At 24.7% G+C, this 19,326-nt stretch carries 21 protein-coding genes; 15 read left to right on the top strand and 6 right to left on the bottom strand.

Annotation, left to right across the window (positions count from 1 at the left end):
* Positions 1-11 precede the first annotated feature (11 nt).
* The gene (locus BUA19_RS01695) at positions 12-707 is read right to left on the bottom strand and encodes an ABC transporter ATP-binding protein (RefSeq protein ID WP_072723141.1); all 696 of its coding nucleotides are present in this window, start codon (positions 705-707) and stop codon (positions 12-14) included.
* A gap of 11 nt (positions 708-718) precedes the next feature.
* The gene (locus BUA19_RS01690; RefSeq protein WP_072723140.1) at positions 719-1,957 is read right to left on the bottom strand and encodes an efflux RND transporter periplasmic adaptor subunit; all 1,239 of its coding nucleotides are present in this window, start codon (positions 1,955-1,957) and stop codon (positions 719-721) included.
* 457 nt (positions 1,958-2,414) lie between these two features.
* Between BUA19_RS01690 and BUA19_RS01685 the strand changes: the two genes are divergently transcribed.
* The 7 genes from BUA19_RS01685 (at position 2,415) to BUA19_RS01655 (ending at position 9,717) form a co-directional block, all read left to right on the top strand.
* Positions 2,415-3,062, top strand: a complete 648-nt coding sequence (locus BUA19_RS01685) for an HDIG domain-containing metalloprotein (protein ID WP_072723139.1) — start codon at positions 2,415-2,417, stop codon at positions 3,060-3,062.
* A 168-nt stretch (positions 3,063-3,230) separates the two neighbouring features.
* Positions 3,231-3,755 (top strand): FmdE family protein, encoded by a 525-nt coding sequence (locus BUA19_RS01680; RefSeq protein ID WP_072723138.1) that lies wholly within the window; start codon positions 3,231-3,233, stop codon positions 3,753-3,755.
* A gap of 3 nt (positions 3,756-3,758) precedes the next feature.
* Entirely contained in the window at positions 3,759-4,565 is an 807-nt protein-coding gene (locus BUA19_RS01675; RefSeq protein WP_072723137.1) for a class I SAM-dependent methyltransferase, read from the top strand.
* A gap of 20 nt (positions 4,566-4,585) precedes the next feature.
* Positions 4,586-6,166, top strand: coding sequence for an ABC transporter substrate-binding protein (locus BUA19_RS01670; RefSeq protein ID WP_072723136.1), 1,581 nt, complete (start codon positions 4,586-4,588; stop codon positions 6,164-6,166).
* A gap of 7 nt (positions 6,167-6,173) precedes the next feature.
* Positions 6,174-7,151, top strand: coding sequence for an ABC transporter permease (locus BUA19_RS01665; RefSeq protein ID WP_072723135.1), 978 nt, complete (start codon positions 6,174-6,176; stop codon positions 7,149-7,151).
* Position 7,152: 1 nt separating this feature from the next.
* Positions 7,153-7,989, top strand: coding sequence for an ABC transporter permease (locus tag BUA19_RS01660; RefSeq protein ID WP_072723134.1), 837 nt, complete (start codon positions 7,153-7,155; stop codon positions 7,987-7,989).
* Positions 7,990-8,004: 15 nt separating this feature from the next.
* The gene (locus tag BUA19_RS01655; protein ID WP_072723133.1) at positions 8,005-9,717 is read left to right on the top strand and encodes an ABC transporter ATP-binding protein; all 1,713 of its coding nucleotides are present in this window, start codon (positions 8,005-8,007) and stop codon (positions 9,715-9,717) included.
* Here BUA19_RS01655 and BUA19_RS01650 read toward each other — a convergent pair.
* Genes BUA19_RS01650 through BUA19_RS01635 form a run of 4 tightly spaced genes read right to left on the bottom strand, consistent with a single transcriptional unit; the run spans position 9,710 to position 11,953 of the window.
* On the bottom strand, positions 9,710-10,252 hold the full coding sequence (locus BUA19_RS01650) for a hypothetical protein (RefSeq protein WP_072723132.1): 543 nt from the start codon (positions 10,250-10,252) through the stop codon (positions 9,710-9,712). The genes BUA19_RS01655 and BUA19_RS01650 overlap by 8 nt on opposite strands.
* A 21-nt stretch (positions 10,253-10,273) precedes the next feature.
* Entirely contained in the window at positions 10,274-10,936 is a 663-nt protein-coding gene (locus tag BUA19_RS01645; protein WP_072723131.1) for a DUF1292 domain-containing protein, read from the bottom strand.
* Positions 10,937-10,948: 12 nt separating this feature from the next.
* A complete protein-coding gene (locus tag BUA19_RS01640) occupies positions 10,949-11,608 on the bottom strand; it encodes a PspA/IM30 family protein (RefSeq protein WP_072723130.1) in 660 nt (219 codons plus the stop codon).
* 24 nt (positions 11,609-11,632) lie between these two features.
* Positions 11,633-11,953: a YbjQ family protein gene (locus BUA19_RS01635; protein ID WP_072723129.1), complete on the bottom strand. Its 321-nt coding sequence runs from the start codon at positions 11,951-11,953 to the stop codon at positions 11,633-11,635.
* A gap of 286 nt (positions 11,954-12,239) precedes the next feature.
* On the opposite strand from BUA19_RS01635, the gene BUA19_RS01630 reads away from it, so the two are divergent.
* The 8 genes from BUA19_RS01630 (at position 12,240) to BUA19_RS01595 (ending at position 19,285) form a co-directional block, all read left to right on the top strand.
* Entirely contained in the window at positions 12,240-12,830 is a 591-nt protein-coding gene (locus tag BUA19_RS01630) for a DUF1836 domain-containing protein (RefSeq protein ID WP_072723128.1), read from the top strand.
* A gap of 22 nt (positions 12,831-12,852) precedes the next feature.
* Positions 12,853-13,677: a 5'-methylthioadenosine/S-adenosylhomocysteine nucleosidase family protein gene (locus BUA19_RS01625; protein ID WP_072723127.1), complete on the top strand. Its 825-nt coding sequence runs from the start codon at positions 12,853-12,855 to the stop codon at positions 13,675-13,677.
* Positions 13,649-14,659: an SPL family radical SAM protein gene (locus BUA19_RS01620; RefSeq protein ID WP_072723126.1), complete on the top strand. Its 1,011-nt coding sequence runs from the start codon at positions 13,649-13,651 to the stop codon at positions 14,657-14,659. Before BUA19_RS01625 ends, BUA19_RS01620 begins: the two co-directional genes overlap by 29 nt.
* A 14-nt stretch (positions 14,660-14,673) precedes the next feature.
* Entirely contained in the window at positions 14,674-15,372 is a 699-nt protein-coding gene (locus tag BUA19_RS01615; RefSeq protein WP_072723204.1) for an SDR family NAD(P)-dependent oxidoreductase, read from the top strand.
* Between the two features lie 127 nt (positions 15,373-15,499).
* Positions 15,500-15,766: a metal-sensing transcriptional repressor gene (locus tag BUA19_RS01610; RefSeq protein ID WP_072723125.1), complete on the top strand. Its 267-nt coding sequence runs from the start codon at positions 15,500-15,502 to the stop codon at positions 15,764-15,766.
* An 8-nt stretch (positions 15,767-15,774) separates the two neighbouring features.
* Positions 15,775-18,222 (top strand): heavy metal translocating P-type ATPase, encoded by a 2,448-nt coding sequence (locus tag BUA19_RS01605; protein ID WP_072723124.1) that lies wholly within the window; start codon positions 15,775-15,777, stop codon positions 18,220-18,222.
* Positions 18,223-18,369: 147 nt separating this feature from the next.
* Positions 18,370-18,966, top strand: a complete 597-nt coding sequence (locus BUA19_RS01600) for a DUF3793 family protein (protein ID WP_072723123.1) — start codon at positions 18,370-18,372, stop codon at positions 18,964-18,966.
* A 94-nt stretch (positions 18,967-19,060) separates the two neighbouring features.
* A complete protein-coding gene (locus BUA19_RS01595; protein ID WP_072723122.1) occupies positions 19,061-19,285 on the top strand; it encodes a hypothetical protein in 225 nt (74 codons plus the stop codon).
* The last annotated feature ends 41 nt before the right edge of the window (positions 19,286-19,326 follow it).

The raw sequence follows: 19,326 nt of genomic DNA, 5'->3' as shown, positions 1-19,326 counted from the left end.
GATCTAAAAAATTATAATCGATTTTTAACTAATTCATCACCTATTAAATTACCGTCTTTAAATGTTACTATTCTTTTACAATGTTGAGCGATATCTAATTCGTGAGTTACTATTATTATTGTTACACCTTCATTATTTAATTTTTTAAAAATTTCCATTACTTCTTCTCCAGATTTTGAATCAAGATTTCCGGTTGGTTCATCGGCAAGTATCAAAGGAGGTTCATTAGCTAATGCCCTAGCTATTGCAACTCTTTGTCTTTGTCCCCCAGACATTTCATTAGGCATATGATATATTCTATCTTTTAGTCCAACTTTTTCTAATAATTCCATAGCTTTTTTTCTTCTATAATTTTGTTTTTTTCTAGCATATAAAAGAGGTAGTTCTACATTTTTAAGTGCAGTTGTTCTTGGTATAAGATTAAAGGATTGAAATACAAATCCAATTTTTAAATTTCTTATTTCAGAAAGTTCTTCTTCAGTTCTTTCTTGGATTGGTATTCCATCTAAAAGATATTCACCAGAAGTCAATCTGTCAAGACAGCCTAAAATGTTCATAAAAGTAGATTTTCCAGATCCAGAAGAACCCATTATAGCTACAAATTCTCCTTCTTTTATAGTGAGAGAAATATTTTTTAAAGCTGATACTTTTACATCTCCATTTTGATATATTTTTTGTAAGTTTTTAACTTCTATCATTTTATACATTTTCCTCCTAACTACTGAATAACATTTACTTTCATACCATCATAAAAAGTTTCATTAGGGTTAAGTACAACTTTATCACCAGGTTTTATATCTTTTGAAATTACTTCAACTATTAAATCACTTTGAATTCCAATTTTGATAGGTATTTCTTTTAAAACTCCATTTTTCACTAAGAATATACAATTAGTTTTATCTGGTTTTTCGTATATTGCTTCGTAAGGAACTGTTAAAGCTCCTTTTTGTTTTTGAATTTCTATATTTGATTCAATAATAAGTCCTGGTCTTAATCCTTTAACATCTCCAATTAAATCTATTTCTACTGGAATTATTATTTGTTTTCCTGAAGAAGAACCTTCTTTTATTCTTGCAGTAGGATAAATATTAGTTATTTTACCTTTGAAAACTTTACCTTCAAGAGATTCTGTAGTTAAATTAACATTTTGACCTATATGTAATTTATTTATATCAAACTCATTTATATCCAATGTTGCTTTTAATTTTGTTAAATCTTCTATAACAAATAATCCTCCTGCACCTTTAGGAATTGATCCAATTTTTGCATTAATAGCTGTAACAGTTCCATCGATTGGACTTATAATTGTTGATTTGCTTAAATCATCTATTTTTTGTTTTAAATTTAATTTCTTAAGCTCTAATAACTTAGCATCTGAATTATTATTTTTTTCTTTTATAGCTTTATTTAATTCAGCTTTTATTCTATCAAGATTATTTTTAGCTTTTTTATATGTATTGTAATCAGAATCAAGTTCATCTTTACTTATACTTCCTAATTCATATAGTTTTTTAGATGCTTCATATTTGTTTTTAGCTGTTTCAAAATCTATAGTTTGATTTTCTACATCTTTTTCTAAAAGTAATATACGTTCTTCATTATTTTTTTCTTTATATTGTGCTTCTTGAATTGCAAGTTCAAGTTTTGCAGTTTCAATATCGTAATTTAGTTCTTTCATATCAAATGTCGCTAATTTATCTCCTTTTTTTACTTTATCGCCTATTTTTACAAATATATTGTTTATTCTATATGCAAGATCTGAAGATATTTCTGATTTTATTTTGCTTTCTAATTTTCCTTTTACTAATATGTTAGAGCTTATATCTTGTTTTTGTATATTTGCAGTTGTAACTACTATATTTTTTTTAGATGATTTTATACTTATACCAATGTAAGTTCCTCCTAGAATAAGTATTGCTAAAATAGATGTTAAAATAATTAATAATTTTTTTTTCAAATTAAGCACCTCCTGTTATTTATAAAATTGTATTTATTAAACATAAAGCTATTATATCATGTAAATAATTAAATTTATCTTAATTCATTCTTAAATTTATCTTAAGAAAAAATATAAGAAAATAACTCAGAGGTGATAAATATAGATAAATATATAAAAAGCTTAGAAATCATTTGATTTCTAAGCTTTCTCTATGTGAAACGAGAAAAAGCAATTATTTTGACCATGTACATGATCTTAAAAAACTTATATAAAACTATTTTTCTATATGAAGTTTTTAAATTTATATAAAATAATTGCTTTTTTCTCGTTATAGTATTATATTAACCTTTTTTAAAATATATATTCTGGAAAAATTTAATGTTTTTCAACAAATAATTACATATACAAAACATAAAAATATTATTTAAAGTAAATGAAATAATAAATATAAAATATTTAAAAGGAGGATTTGGTAATGAGAGATATATTTAAAGAATTTGAAATACATTTAATGAATGATGAAAAGCCTTCAGAGTATTTTAATAAAATGGCTAAAAGTGGTTTGTTCAACGAAAAATATCCACTAACTTTATTAGGAGATTTAATAAAAACACCACAATCACCAAAATATCATCCTGAAGGTACTGTATGGAATCATACAATGCTTGTTATAGACAATGCAGCTAAAAAAAAGCATTTAAGCGAAGATCCTCGTTCATTTATGTGGGCTGCACTTCTTCATGATTTAGGAAAACCATCTACAACTAAAATAAAAAAAGGTAAAATAACTTCATATGATCACGATAAAATAGGAGCTAAATTAGCTAGAGATTTTTTAAGAGAATTTACAAATGATGAAAAATTAATTCATAGAGTATCAATTCTTGTAAGATGGCATATGCAAGTATTATTCGTAGTTAAAGATTTATCTTTTGCTGATATAGAAAATATGGCATCTCAAATTTCTATAGATGAAATAGCTCTACTTTCTACGTGTGATAGATTTGGAAGAGGTGGTATGACTAAAGAAAAATTCGAAGAAGAAGAAAAAAACATTCAAATTTTTATAAAAAAATGTAAAGAACATATAGCAAAAAAGCACAATAAAAAAGCAATACAATAAATTGATTTTATTATATTGACAAAACATGTTATTTAATGTAATATTTAACTCGAGAATAATTATATAAATATTAATAAATTGACCATGAAGGTTGATTTAATCGTTGAAACGGTTAAACTACTTTCGTGGTTTTTTTATTTTAACATATTAATAATAGGGGTGAATAATATGAATCAAAAACAATGGAAAAAGTGTATTGAGTTTCATGGACATGAATGTCCTGGTCTTGCAATAGGATTTAAAGCTTGTGAAGCCGTAATGGAAAAAATGAATATTAAATTTTCAACTGATGAAGAAATAGTTTGTGTTACAGAAAATGATGCATGTGGAGTTGATGCTATTCAAATATTAACAGGATGTACTTTTGGAAAAGGTAATCTTATATATAAAAATACAGGAAAACATGCATATACTTTTTTTAATAGACAAACTGGCGAGAAAATTAGATTAATATTAAAACCTTTTAAAGATGAAATGAGTAGAGAAGAAAGACAAAATTATATATTAAATTCTAATGCAGTTGATTTATTTGAATTTAAAACTCCTAAATTTGATTTACCAGATAAAGCGAAAATATTTAACAGTATAATATGTGAAATTTGCAAAGAAGCTGCGCCTGAACATAAGATTCGATTAATGAATGGAAAAAAAGTATGTATTGACTGTTTTGATGATTATTCAAGGGGATGGTAAGAATTGGACATAAATGTTTTTTTAAAACTTTGGAAAAATGAAAATACAAATAAAGAAGCAATTGAAATATTTTGGGATAATAGAGCAGAAGAATTTAATAAAAAAGAAAATTTTGCAAACGATATTGTTAATTTTTTACTAAACAATAAAATGATTGACAAAAATAGTAAAATTTTAGATATAGGGTGTGGACCTGGGAAATATTCGATAAAATTTGCAAAATTATGTAATCAAGTAGTAGCAATAGATATCTCAAATAAAATGTTAAAATTTGCAGAATATAATGCAACTAAAAACAACATTTACAACATTGAGTTTAAAAAATCATTTTGGGATAATATTGATTTAAAAGAAAATAATCTAGAAAATAAATTTGATTTAGTATTTGCATCTATGTGTCCAGGTATAAATGATTACGAAACTTTAAATAAAATGATAAAAGCTAGTAAAAAATATTGTTTTATGAGTGGATTTGTTAAAAGAGATAATTTTTTATGGAATAAATTAAATCAATATTTAAAAAAAGATAATATTAATAAAAACATCGATAAAAAAATTTATTGTGCATTTAATATTCTTTATCTTAAAGGATATTATCCACAAATAAAATATATAAATAAAGATTGGGAAAATGTATATCCGTTGGATTATTTAGCAAATCAATATATAACTTATTTAGAAATGAAAGAAAAATTAACTAATAAGGATAAAGAAAAAATATATAATTATTTAAATAAAGTTTCTGAGAATGGATATGTTAAAGAAAATATAAATTCAAAAATAGCATGGATATATTGGAAAGTTAATTAAAAAGGGGGAATAAATTATTTATGATAAACGTTTTAAAAAAGTTTTCTATAATTACATTTTTAGTACTAATAATTTGTTTATTAACAGTAGGTTGTGATACTAAATCTATAGATACAAACTCATCAAATGAAGATGCTAATAAAAATTTAGTTATTAGACTTGCAGGTGGAGATTGGGGATATCCAAATCCTTATAAACATTACCCAAGAGGTCCTGGTGGATTTAAAATGGAACTTATATTTGACAGTCTTTTAGAAAAAGATGAGAAAGGTATTATACCATGGCTCGCAAAAGACTGGAAAATTGAAAATAACGGAAAAGAATATATATTTACTTTAAGAGATAATGTTAAATGGCATGATGGAAAAAATTTCAACGCAGAAGATGTTAAATTCACATTCGATTACTATAAAAATCATCCTCCTGTTTGGAATAGCCTTTTAGTAGATGGAAAATACATAATAGAAAATGTTGAAATTTTAAATGAAAATAAAGTAAAAATTTATGTTAATAGTTCTAATGCTACATATTTAGATAGAATAGGAAAAATGAGAATTATTCCTAAGCATATATGGGAAAAAGTTGATGATCCTCAAAAATTTAATTCTAATAAATCTCTTATAGGATGTGGACCGTATAAATTCGTATCATATAATAGTGAACAAGGAACATATAAATTAGAAGCTTTTAAAGATTATTGGGGACCTAAACAAAAGGTAAGTGCTATTGAATGGATTCCTGTAAGTGATCCTGTACTTGCTTTTGAAAAAGGTGAAATAGATTTAATTTCAGTGTCTCCTGACATAATTTCAAGATATGAAAATAATGATGAATTTAAAATAAGTAGAAATAAACCTTTTTGGGGATATAGACTTATTTTTAATATGAATAAAAGACCTGAACTTAAAGATGTAAATCTCAGAAAAGCTTTTGCTTATGGAATAGATAGAGAAGAAATTCTTCAAAAAGTAGGAAGAGGTTCAGGAATAGTTGCAAGTATGGGTTATATACCTAAAGGACATAGATGGTATAATGATAAAGTTGAAAAATATAGTTTAAATATTAGCAAAGCTAAAAATTTCATTAAAGGTAAAAAATATACATTTGAACTCCTTATAGGAAATTCAAATAAAGAAGTTAAAATGGCAGAATTAATGAAATTAACTCTTCAAAAAGTAGGAATTAATATTAACATTAAAAGTGTTGATATGAAAACTAGAGATAGTCTAGTTAAAAATTCTGATTTTGAACTTGCTATAATTGGCCATGGAGGGTGGGGAAAAGACCCAGACTCTTTAAGAGAATTATATGCTTCAAATACTAAAGAAAGTAAAAGTCCTGCATCGGGATGTATACCAGGATATTACAATGAAGAAATAAATAAATTAGCTAAAAAACAAATGTATGAATTAAATCCTCAAAAAAGAAAGGAAATAATATTCAAACTTCAAGAACTTATTTCAAAAGAAGTGCCTCAAATTCCTATATATAATACAATAGAAAATTTTGTATACAGACCTTCAAAATACAATGGTTGGATGTATAGATACGATCATCACTATGCAGAACATTGTAAATTATCTTATTTAGAAAGAAAGTAGGAATACTATGAAAAAGAAGATACTTCAAAAATTTTCACAATATTTTATCGCTTTTATATTTATAAGCACATTAAATTTTTTTATTCCCAGGTTAATGCCTGGGGATCCTTTTACATTTCTTTCAAGTGAGAGTAATAGTGATTTAGTTACTTTTTCAGATGAACAAATTCAAAAATATAAAGCTTATTATGGACTTGACAAGCCTATAAGTGTTCAATATATAAACTATTTAAAAAATATATTTAAAGGTTATTTAGGATATAGTATAATTTTAAACCAAGAAGTTTTAAGTATAATAATGGATAGAATTTTATGGACAATATCTCTAGTATTAATTTCTACTATAACAAGTGCTATTTTAGGAATGTTTTTGGGATGCATTTCAGCTTATTATAGAAATAAAATAATTGATAAAATTTTTTATTTTTTATTTGTTATTTTTTCTGAAATTCCATCATTTTTAATAGGGGTATTATTTTTATTTTACTTTTCAGCTTATTTGAAAATATTTCCTTTATCTGGAGGGATAAGCGCTTTTGTAAATTACAATTCCATTTATGAATATATATTTGACTTAGGATATCATGCAATACTCCCAATAATAACTTTAAGTTTTACAAATATAGGAGGATTTTATCTCCTTTCAAGAAATAGTATGATATCTGTTTTAGAAAAAGATTATATGATTACAGCAAGAGCTAAAGGACTTAATAAAAAAAGAATTATATTTTCCCATGCTCTAAAAAATGCAATACTTCCTGTAATTACAAAAGTATTTTTAAATTTTGGATATGTAATTGGAGGATCTATTTTAATAGAAAATGTATTTAATTATCCCGGAATTGGTATGCTTATGAAAAATGCTGTATTTTACAGAGATTATCCATTAATACAAGGTATATTTTTGTTACTTGCTATAATGGTACTTACAATGAATTTATTTGCAGATTTAATATACAAAAAATTAGATCCGAGGTTGAAATAATATGAAAAAAATATTGAATTTTATAAAAGGATTCTCAATAATTGGGAAAATTTCCGTTTTGATTTTTATAGTCATTATTTTTATAGCTATATTTTCTCCTTATTTATTAAAAACTTCACATATTTTACCTTCAGGTAATTCTTTAGAACCTCCATCTAAAAACCACATATTGGGAACTGATGATATAGGAATTGATTTGTATTCTCAATTATGTTACGGAGCAAGAATGAGTATAATTATAGGATTGGGTACAGCTTTTTTATCGATATTAATAGGAAGCATTATTGGTATTTTATCGGGATATTTAGGAGGATGGATAGATAATTTTTTAATGAGATTTACAGATATGATGATAACTTTACCAGATCTTCCTACTATGATTGTTCTTGGAGCTTTTTTTGGTCCTAGTATAAAAAATATAATTTTTGTTTTAAGTGTTTTTTCATGGACTTCACTTGCTAGAATAATACGTTCTAAAATTTTATCTATAAAAGAAGAAAATTATATAAAAGTAGTAAGAGGGTATGGAGGTGGATTTTTTTATATTACTATAAATCACTTCCTACCTCAAATTTATCCTATAATTATGGTGAGTTTTATTAGACTTATTAGTAAAGCTATAATTGCCGAAGCATCTCTTTCTTTTTTAGGATTAGGAGATCCTACTTCAAAAAGTTGGGGACTTATTCTTCATTATGCTTTAAATTTTACAGGAATATATTTTACTCCTTACTGGAAATGGTGGGTACTTTCTCCTCTTATAGCTATTCTCATAATGGTTATTTCTATAGCTTTTATCGGTAGAGAATTTGAAAATAAATTTAATTATAAATTATAAAAAAGAGGGATGAATATGAAAAATACATTGCTTGAAATTAAAAATCTTAAAATTACATATAATTCAAAAGATAATACAGTGGAAGCTGTAAAAGGAATTTCTTTTAATGTTAATAAAGGGGAAACGTTAGGTATTATAGGAGAATCTGGAAGTGGCAAAAGTTCAATAGCCATGGCTATAACATCTTTACTCGACAATAAAGCAAAAATAAGCGGAGAAATAATTTACAATGGCATAGATATTACAAAACTTTCAGAAAAAGAAAAAAATAAATATAGATGGAATAAAATTGCTATTGTATTCCAAAATAGATTAGAAGTTTTAAATCCAGTACTTACTATTAAAGAGCAAATTGAAGAAACATTAAAAGAACACACTAATTTTTCTAAAGAAAAAATAAAAAATAAAATACAATCACTTTTGAATATGGTTGGGCTCGATGAAATATGGATTAACAGGTATCCTCATGAGCTTTCAGGAGGTATGAGGCAAAAAGTTCTAATAGCCATGGCTATCGCTTGTGACCCAGAGCTTTTAATATTAGATGAACCAACTTGTGCACTTGATCCAATATCTAGAAATCAAATTATAAATTTATTAAAAAACATACAAAGTAAAAATAAATTTTCTATGATAATAATATCTCATGAAATCTCTACAATAATTAAAATTACTTCAAATATAGAAGTTCTCTATAAAGGATACATATTAGAGGAAGGATTAACAAAAGAAGTTATTAAAAATCCTATGCATCCATATACAAGAGGACTTATAAATTCATCTCCTGAAGTAAATCCATATCATGATTTATGGGGAATACCATCAAATATAAAAAATAAAAAAAATAACGGTTGTGTTTTTTATGAAAGATGTAATCAATCTATAGATAAATGTTTTAATAATATTCCGATTTTAGAATACGTATCATTAGAAAGAAAAGTAGCATGTAATCGAGGAGGGATAGTTACTGTACTTGAAGCTAAAAATATAAACAAAAATTATAAACTAAAAAATAAATTAATAAAAGCATGTAAAAATTGCAATATTGATCTTAAATCTGGAGAAATAATTGCATTAATAGGACAATCTGGTTCAGGCAAAACTACTCTTGCAAATATTATTTCAGGTTATTTAAAACAAGACAGCGGAATTGTATTATTTGAAGGAAACAAAATAAACAAATATGAAGCAATAAGACAGAAAAAGGGCATTCAAATGGTATTTCAAGACCCTTTTTCTTCTATAAATGAAAATTTTACTGTTGAAAATGCAATAAAAGAACCTCTAGATATACTGAAAATAGAAAAAGAAGAAAAAAGAAAAGACAGCGTAATAAAAGTACTAAAAAATGTTCAACTTCCTACTGATAATGAATTCATAAATAAAAAAATATATACTCTAAGTGGAGGACAAAGGCAGAGAATTGCCATTGCTAGAAGTTTAATAATGGAACCAAAAGTTTTAATTGCTGATGAAATAAGTTCTATGCTAGATCCTTCAACAAAAGCTAATATACTGAGATTATTAAAAGAACTTCAAAATAAAAATGGATTTTCAATGATATATATAACTCATGATTTAACTATTGCTAGAAAAATAGCAAATAGAATTTTTATAATGAATGATGGAGAAATTATAGAAAATGGAATAAGTACAGACATATTTAACAACCCTAAATGTAATTTTACTAAAACCTTATTAAAAGAAGGATTGTTTGAAACTATCTAATATAATATTTAAAAATAACAATTATAAACACAATTATTATTATAGTTAAAAATGAATACATAAACATTTCAAAAAAACCGAGTCTTGACATACTAAAATGATTGCTATTTCTGTAATTTGTATGTACATAAGGAATATTTATTTTAACAGTTTTATCTGCATTTTTAATATCACCATGATTATCTTGTGGATATATAGTATTTGTATTATTATTTTTTTTAGAATTAGAAAAACTTCCTGTTTTCATTTTACCATTTGTTGATTTACTATTATTAGAATTAGAAAAATTACCTGATTTTAAACCGCTACTTGTCGATTTACTTATCTTATTCCAAGAACTAGAACTAGTAGTTTTTTTAACACTTGAAAAACTACTAGTTTTTGGTTTGGAAAAACTATTGGATTTTGCATATACTATACCTATATTACTTTGATCATTATTAAAATACACAATACTACCAACTATTACATTTGAAAATAAAAATGCCAATATAAAAAAAATCATTAAAAAATATTTTTTAAAATTTTTGCTCATTAAATTTCAACCCCTGAATTTTTATTCTAAATTACAAGAACTAAATATTTGTGCAATATAATCAAATTCTTCAACATCTGTAATTTCTCCGTAACTATCTTCTATAATTCCTGGATAATAATATAAAATATATTTTTCATTAAAATCATTAATATTTCTAATTACTATATACCTTTTATCTTTGCTTATATCTTGTATAGTAGCTAATACTTCGTATTTATCTTTTTCCCCTGTATTATTATTAATTAAATCTAATATAAAGTTATGATGAGCAGTTACATTTATTTTTTCATGATCACAATATACTATTTTAGAATCAAATCTACATCCTAAACACGTATCAAAATTACACTCTTTCACACAATTTAAGCATGAGCATTTTAAGCAGTTGTTTAACTGCTTAAAATCTCTATCATGCTCAATTTTATATTTGATTAAATCATTTTTATATTTATCTTTATTATTAAATAATTTGAATATACTTTTTTTGTTTAATTTATCATTTGTATTTTTTATCAAATCTAAATAATTTTTAATAACACCAAGTTTTGACACGTATTTTCTCTTAGAAATATTTTCTTTCGATATAAAATCTGATATATTATCTATTGCATAATTAATGTCTATGTATATTTTTTCGTATTTATCTTGCTCTTCTTTTAAAAAATTTTCTATATTAGCCATTTTAATCACCTATTATGATTGGTTTTTATATTTTTGAAGTTCTGCATCTAAATCTATTTCACTTTCTAATTTTTCAAATTCTTTATCCAATGACATTGTATTATCTTTTAGTTCAGCAATACCTTCAGCTAAAGCTTCTTTGTTTTGAATCTTTCTTTCTATATCATCTATATTTATACTATTATGACCTGCATCTATATTTGATAGTATTTCATTTACTTTCTTAGAAGCTTCAGCACTATTAAGTCTGGCAGCTGCTTCATCTCTATACTGTCTAGTTTTTATTATTTCTTCTTCTAAACTTATTAATTTTTTCTTTAATTCATCAGCTTTAGCCCTAGATTCTTCATAAGATTTTTTTAAACTTTCATATTTTTTATCTAAATCTAATTTTCTTTGTAAAGCTTTTTTAGCTAATTCTTCATTGTTTTTACTTAAAGCTAGTTTGATTTTTTCATCATAATCTTGAACTTCTTTTTGTACCTGTTCTAATTGTTTTTTTATAGTATGACAATTTCCTATAACCTCAGCAGAAGAGAGTTTTGCTTTGTTTAAACTTTCTTCCATTTCTTTGATTTTTAAATCTAAAAGTTCAATCGGATTTTCTATATTATCAAGTGCTGAATTAGCTTTTCCTTTTATTATATTACTTATCCTTTTTAAAATTCCCATTTTTATCCCTCCGATTTATAAATTTTATTCAAATACAACAGCAGTTCCAGAAACTGTAACCATCATAATACTTCCACTTTGACCTAAAACTTCGTAATCAATATCAATTCCTATTATAGCATCTGCTCCTAAATTTCTAGCTTTTATTTTCATTTCTTCTATAGCTTCTTCTCTAGCTTTTATAAGTTCATTTTCGTAAGATTGAGACCTTCCACCAAATATATCTCTAATTCCTGCCATGAAATCTTTAACTATATTTACTCCTGTTATAACTTCACCAAATACTACTCCTTTATACTCCTTAATTTTTTTTCCTTCGATATTGTTAGTTGTAGTAATTATCATTTTAATACACTCCTTTTATTTTAAAATTTAATCACAACATAATGTGTTGTTGATAATTATAATAAATAGTTTTAAAAACTACTTATCTGCATATTTATATGATAATATATAGATGAAAAAATATAAAGTTTTATTTTGCTATATTATTGCTTAATATTATAGATTAGATTAAATTATATCTATAATTCTTTTGTTTTCTTAAAATTTCTATAAATATAGCATGATAAATCATCTACATATTGATATATAGTTTTAAATACTATATTATATAGATGAGGTGATATTTATGATAAATGAAACTGAATTAATCAAACTAGTAAAAGATTTATATTTAGGTGATAAAGTTCTTCTAACAGATATTCCAGATTTAAAATTATATATGGATCAAGTAACTAATTTTATAGATGAAAAATTAGGTAATTTAAAAAGACATGAAAATGATAAAATTCTAACTAAAACGATGATTAATAATTATACAAAACACGGAATTTTAATGCCCCCAGAAAATAAAAAATACACTAAACAACATATTATATTAATGATTTTGGTATATTATTTAAAGCAAATATTAACATTAGATGATATTAAAGAATTATTTGGTCCTATTTTAAAAGATATGACAAACACAGAAGATGATATTATATCTTTAGAAGATATTTATTCTATTTTTTTAGAACTTAAAGATAATGCAATTGATGAATTTGAAAATTCTCTTTCAAAGAACATATATTCTATAAAAGAAAAAGTAAAAAACTTAGATAATGAAAACCAAGATTTAGCACAACTTTTTTTAATAGTTATAATGTTAATTGCTCAAGCTAATACTCAAAAAAGATTAGCTGAAAAAATTATCGACACTTATTTTAAAAATAATTAAATACAATAGTGAGGTAATTAACATGATATTTATATGTACATCCATGTATTATGAAGCATATCCGTTTATAAAAAAATTAAATTTAAAAAAAGACTGTAACTCTCGTAAATTTCAAATATTTAAAAATGAAAATGTAATATTACTTATTACAGGAGTAGGAAAAATAAAAGCTACTATTGCAGTTACGTATTTATTTTCAAAATATAAGCCAAAAAATTCTGATTTGTTCATTAATATTGGTGTATGTGGTGCAAAAAATAAAAATACATCAATAGGATCTGTATTTCTATGCAATAAAATCATAGAAAGTGATACAAAAAAAACTTTTTATCCTGATATAATTTTTAAACATCCTTTTAAAGAAGCAAGCATAGAAACTTGTTCTTTAGTTGTTGACAATAACAACATAAAATTTGAAGGTCAACTTTTAGACATGGAATCTTCAGGTATATATCAAGCAGCTACAGTATTTTTACAAACTCATCAGATTTTTTTTATAAAAATAGTTTCAGATCATTTAAATACTGAAAATTTAAATCAAAATATAGTTTTAAAATTAATTGAAGATAAAGCTACACAAATTATAAATTGGGTAACCGAAATAAAACTTGGATTTTTATATGACTCAAATGTATTATCCCAAAAAGAACAAGAAACATTAGATTGTTTAGTAAAAAATTTAAAATTATCTTCTACCATGAAAAATCAATTAAAACAATTATTTATATATTACAAACTTCAGTATAATGACTTTACAAATATAATAAATACATATATAAATATAAAATGTAAATCTAAAAATGAGGGGAAGAGGTACTTTGCAGAAATTAAACAAAAACTTATTTAATCCTTATTTTTCACATATATACATTGAAAAAAATGCGTTAAATCATCCTAATACAAGTAAAATATTAAATCATTTTTCTAAAATTGAAATTATTGAAATTAACCATTATAAAGATGTGTTTTCTAGAAGTCATCAAAATTTTAGTTTGCAAAAGCAAAGTCCTAAATTAATTCTTGCAATAAAAAATGATAATTTAATATATAAAGGAGCTTCAGTTTGTGAAGACTTTGGAAATAATTATTTTTATTATACTTCAACTATAATGAATTGTATATATGATTGTGAATATTGTTATTTGCAAGGAATGTATACATCAGCTAATATAGTAATATTTGTAAACATTGAAGATATTTTTAGTGAAGTTGAAAGACTTTTAAAAAAACATCCTATATATCTTTGTATTTCTTATGATACAGATATTCTAGCTTTTGAAAATATAATTGGTTATGGAAATAAATGGATTAATTTTGCCAAAAAACACAATGACTTAAATGTTGAATTGAGAACAAAAAGCGCTAATTTTAATTCAATAAAAAATGTAGAACCAATAGAAAATATTATTTTAGCATGGACATTATCTCCAAATGAAATTATAAAAAAATATGAAAAAAGAACTCCTTCTTTACAAGATAGATTATTAGCTATAAATGAAGCTATTGATAAAGGTTGGAAAGTTAGATTGTGTTTTGATCCAATGCTTTATGTAAAAGAATGGAAGAAATATTATAAAAATCTAATAGAAGCTACTTTTTTAAATTTGCCAAGAGAAAAAATACACGATATTAGTATAGGTGTTTTTAGAGTTTCAAAAGATTATTTAAAAAAGATGAGAAAACAAAGATTTGATTCTGTTATATTAAATTATCCTTTTGAAACAGTTGATGGTATATGCAGTTATGATTATAAATTATCTGAAAATATGATTAAATATGTTTATCAACTTATAAAAAAATATGTACCAGAAGAAAAAATATATATATGAAAGGAATAGTAATTATGAAAACAGCTATCGTTACAGGTGCTTCCTCTGGAATTGGATTTGAAATTAGTAAAATTTTAATAAAATTAGGTTATAAAGTTTATGGGATAGGAAGGGATTTTTCTCGAAATAATATTAAAAATGAATATTTTATACCAATTATTTGTGATATTATGAACATTTCTATGCTTTGCGAAAAAATAAGAGAAATAAGAAAAAATGAGGAAATATATATTCTCGTAAATAATGCTGGTGTTGGTTATTTTGGTTTTCATGAAGAATTAAATCCTAAAAAAATTCACGAAATGGTTGTAATTAATTTTGAAGCACCACTTATAATAACTCAATTACTTCTTAGAGATTTAAAAAAGAATTCAGGTTTTATAATAAATATATCTTCCATAACAGCTAAAAAATCTAGTGTTTATGGTTGTGCATATGGAGCTACAAAAGCAGGACTTTCACATTTTTCTAATAGTTTATTTGATGAAGCGAGAAAATATGGACTTAAAGTAATTACTATACATCCAGATATAACTAAATCTAACTTTTATAGAAATGCTAACTTTCAAGAAGGAGATACTCCTGAAAGTTATATTAAACCAGAAGAAATAGCCATGGCTGTTGAAATGATATTAAATCAAAGAGAAGGAGTTGTCATTACAGATATAACTTTAAAACCTCAAAAACACATGATTAAAAGAAAAAAATTATAGATGAATAACAAAAAGCATCTACTAAAAAGTAGGTGTTTTTTGTTATATAAAATATTGACATTGATTATCATTTGTGGTTTAATAAAATTAAAGAACACCCCCCTGAGGGGTAGGGAGGAGGGTTATAATGACTGATCAACATAAAAAAGCAATACAAATGTTAAAAACCTCTAAAGGTCAGATAGACGGCATTATAAAAATGATAGAAGAAGGTAGATATTGTGTTGACATATCAAATCAAATAATAGCGGCACAATCGCTTCTAAAAAAAGCAAATATGATTATTTTAAAACAACATTTAAATAGTTGTGTTAAAGAAGCATTTAAAAATGATCAAGGTGAAGAAAAAATAGAAGAAGTTATGAAAATTTTAGAGAAAATAACTGGAAAGTAGGTGAATACATGAAAGAAAAAATTTTCAAAATAGAAGGTATGAGCTGTGCTGCGTGTGCAAGATCAGTAGAAAAAACTATAAAAAAATTAGACGGGGTTAATGAAGCTAGTGTAAATTTAGCATCTGAAAAACTTAAAGTAGTTTTTGATGAAAAAAAATCTACTGTTATAGATATTAAAAAAGCAGTAGAAAAAATTGGTTTCAATATAAAAACTGAAGATAGAACAGAAGTTTTAAAAATAGAAGGAATGAGTTGCGCTGCATGCGCAAAATCAATAGAAAATATTACAAAAAAATTAGATGGAGTAATTGAATCAAGCATAAATATTGCTAATGAAAAATTAACTATTACTTTTGATTCATCTAAAGTTAAATTAAGAGATATTAAGAAAACTATAGAGAAAGCTGGGTTTAAGGCAATAGAAGAAATTGTTCAAATTGATGAAGATAGAAAGAAAAAACAAAAGGAAATAAAAATTCTGTGGATGAGATTTATTATATCTTTAATATTTATTTTACCAGCTATGACAATCTCAATGGGTCCTATGGTAGGATTAAATCTTCCCAATTTTATAAATCCAAATACAAATCCACTTAATTTTGCGTTAATTCAACTTTTATTAATAACACCAATATTAATTGTAGGAAATAAATTTTTTAGTGTAGGATTTAAATCTTTACTTAAAGGAAATCCTAACATGGATTCACTAATAGCAATAGGAAGTACAGCTGCATATTTATATGGAATATTTGCAGTATATCAAATATTTAAAGGAAATTTAAATTATGTTCATCAATTATATTTTGAATCAGCAGGTGGAATTCTTACATTTATAACTTTAGGCAAATATTTAGAAGCTGTTTCAAAAGGAAAAACATCAGAAGCTATTAAAAAACTTATGGATCTTCAACCTAAAACAGCAACAATAATTAAAAATGGAAAAGAAGAAGTAATTTCTATAGATGAAGTTGAAGTTGGAGATATTATAATAGTTAAACCAGGTGAAAAAATTCCAGTAGATGGAGAAGTTATAGAAGGTACAACTTCTGTTGATGAGTCAATGCTGACAGGAGAAAGTATACCAGTTGAAAAAATTAAGGGAAGCAAAATAATTGGTGCAAGTATAAATAAAAATGGAGTTATAAAGTACAGAGCAACTAAAATAGGAAAAGATACTGCTTTATCTCAAATAATCAAACTTGTTGAAGATGCTCAAGGGTCTAAAGCACCTATAGCAAAACTTGCAGATATTATTTCGGGATATTTTGTACCAATAGTTATATCACTTGCAATAATTTCTTCACTTTTATGGCTTGTTTCGGGAAAATCGATAGCATTTTCGCTTACAATATTTATATCAGTACTTGTTATAGCTTGCCCTTGTGCTTTAGGTCTTGCAACTCCAACTGCTATAATGGTTGGTACAGGTAAAGGGGCTGAATATGGAGTTTTAATAAAGTCTGGGGAAGCATTAGAAACTTCTCACAAAATAAATACTGTTATTTTTGACAAGACAGGTACTATAACAGAAGGTAAACCTAAAGTAACAGATATTATAACTATAGACAGTATTAAAGAAGATTATATTTTACAAATTGCAGCTTCTGCAGAAAAAGGTTCTGAACATCCACTTGGAGAGGCAATTGTAAAAGAAGCTGAAAAGAAAGGTTTAACATTTATAAATATTGAATATTTTAATGCTATTCCTGGACATGGAATAGAAGTAAAAATAAAAGAAAAAGAAATTTTACTTGGAAATAAAAAATTAATGAATGATAAAAATATCGATTTGATAAATTTTGAATATATTTCAGATAAATTGGCTAATGAAGGAAAAACTCCTATGTTTATAGCTATAGATAATAATATAGCTGGAATAATAGCTGTTGCTGATACCGTTAAAGATAGCAGTAAAAAAGCTATTAAAAAACTACATGAAATGGGAATAGAAGTTGTAATGATAACAGGTGATAATAAAAGAACTGCTAATGCAATAGCTAAACAAGTGGGTATTGATTTAGTGCTTGCAGAAGTTCTTCCTCAAGATAAAGCAAATAAAGTTAAAAAAATTCAAGAACAAGGTAAAATAGTAGCTATGGTTGGGGATGGAATAAATGATGCTCCCGCACTTGCTCAAGCTGATATAGGAATAGCTATCGGTTCAGGAACTGATATTGCTATGGAATCAGCTGATATTGTTCTTATGAAAAGTGATTTATTAGATGTAGTAACAGCTATTCAATTAAGTAAAAGTACAGTTAAAAATATAAAACAAAATCTGTTTTGGGCATTTGCATATAATACTATTGGAATACCGGTTGCCATGGGAATACTATATATATTTAAAGGGCCTCTTTTAAATCCTATGATTGCAGCTGGAGCTATGAGTTTGAGTTCTGTTTCAGTACTTACAAATGCTTTAAGACTTAAAAAATTCAAACCAAATAAACAATAAAAATAGTGTGTATAAATACACACTATTTTTATTGTTTTAAAATATTTACAAAAGAATTGACATTGCTTATTAAAATATAATAATATAATTATATAATTGAAAATGATATTCATCATCAATATATTTTTCAAAGAAAGGATGATTTTTATGAACAAAAATTTAAATAATTGTTTTTGTTTTAATAATGCAAATGATAATTTTATAAAATGGATTATAGAATTACTGGGACCTGTTATTTTAAGCGCAAAACCAGCAGAAATAGTTAGTTTTCCAAATAAAGAAAAACTTAGTATGTCGAAAATAAATCAAGTTAAACATATTATAAGTAAAACTAATAAAATTTTATTTAGAGAATTTAGTTATTGTAATAAATGTACAAAAATGTTTTTTTATAATCCAATATTACTTGACAACACTTTAAATGAACATAGAAATTTAAAATTTCTTAAAAGCATTGGATATCCTAACGAGTATAGTTTGAATAAATATTTAGATTATATTATAGATAAAATGAAAAGTGGAAATATACCAGATGAGATAGGTGTTTTTTTAGGATATCCATTAAAAGATGTAATTGGTTTTATTGGACATCCTTCTTTAAAACTTACAAAAATAAATGGTTGGAGAGTGTATGGAGATTCGAGATTGTCAGATAAAAGATATATGGAATTTTTAAATGCAAGAAAACAAATGAAAAAATTATTAGAAATTGGCAATCCAGAAAATATATTGTTATTAGCATAAAATATTAAAATTTTTTATTAAAAATTGAACCTTTAAAATAAAAAAGCATATATATTTAGTAAAGATAAATATTATTTTAAAGGTGGTTTTTTAGATGAATAGATGGAAAAATTACGGTCTTTGGTTGTCTATATTTTCTTTTATTCCAATTTTATTTGATAGTTTGAAAGTATATGATATTAATTTAATTTTGCCTGGCAATTACGATGAACTTGTAAAAGCATTTTTGGGATTACTATCTTTAGCAGGAATTATATCTAATCCCAAAGAAGGAACTTGGTTTTTAGATGAAAAGCTCAAGCAAAAAGAAAATGAATGATATTTTTTAAATAAAAATTTGCTAACTTGTATTATAAACAA

It is taken from the genome of Tepidibacter thalassicus DSM 15285, assembly GCF_900129915.1.
GTDB classification, from domain to species: domain Bacteria; phylum Bacillota; class Clostridia; order Peptostreptococcales; family Peptostreptococcaceae; genus Tepidibacter; species Tepidibacter thalassicus.
The sequence above is the reverse complement of the archived record's forward strand: the minus strand, read 5'-3'. Positions and strand labels throughout refer to the sequence as shown.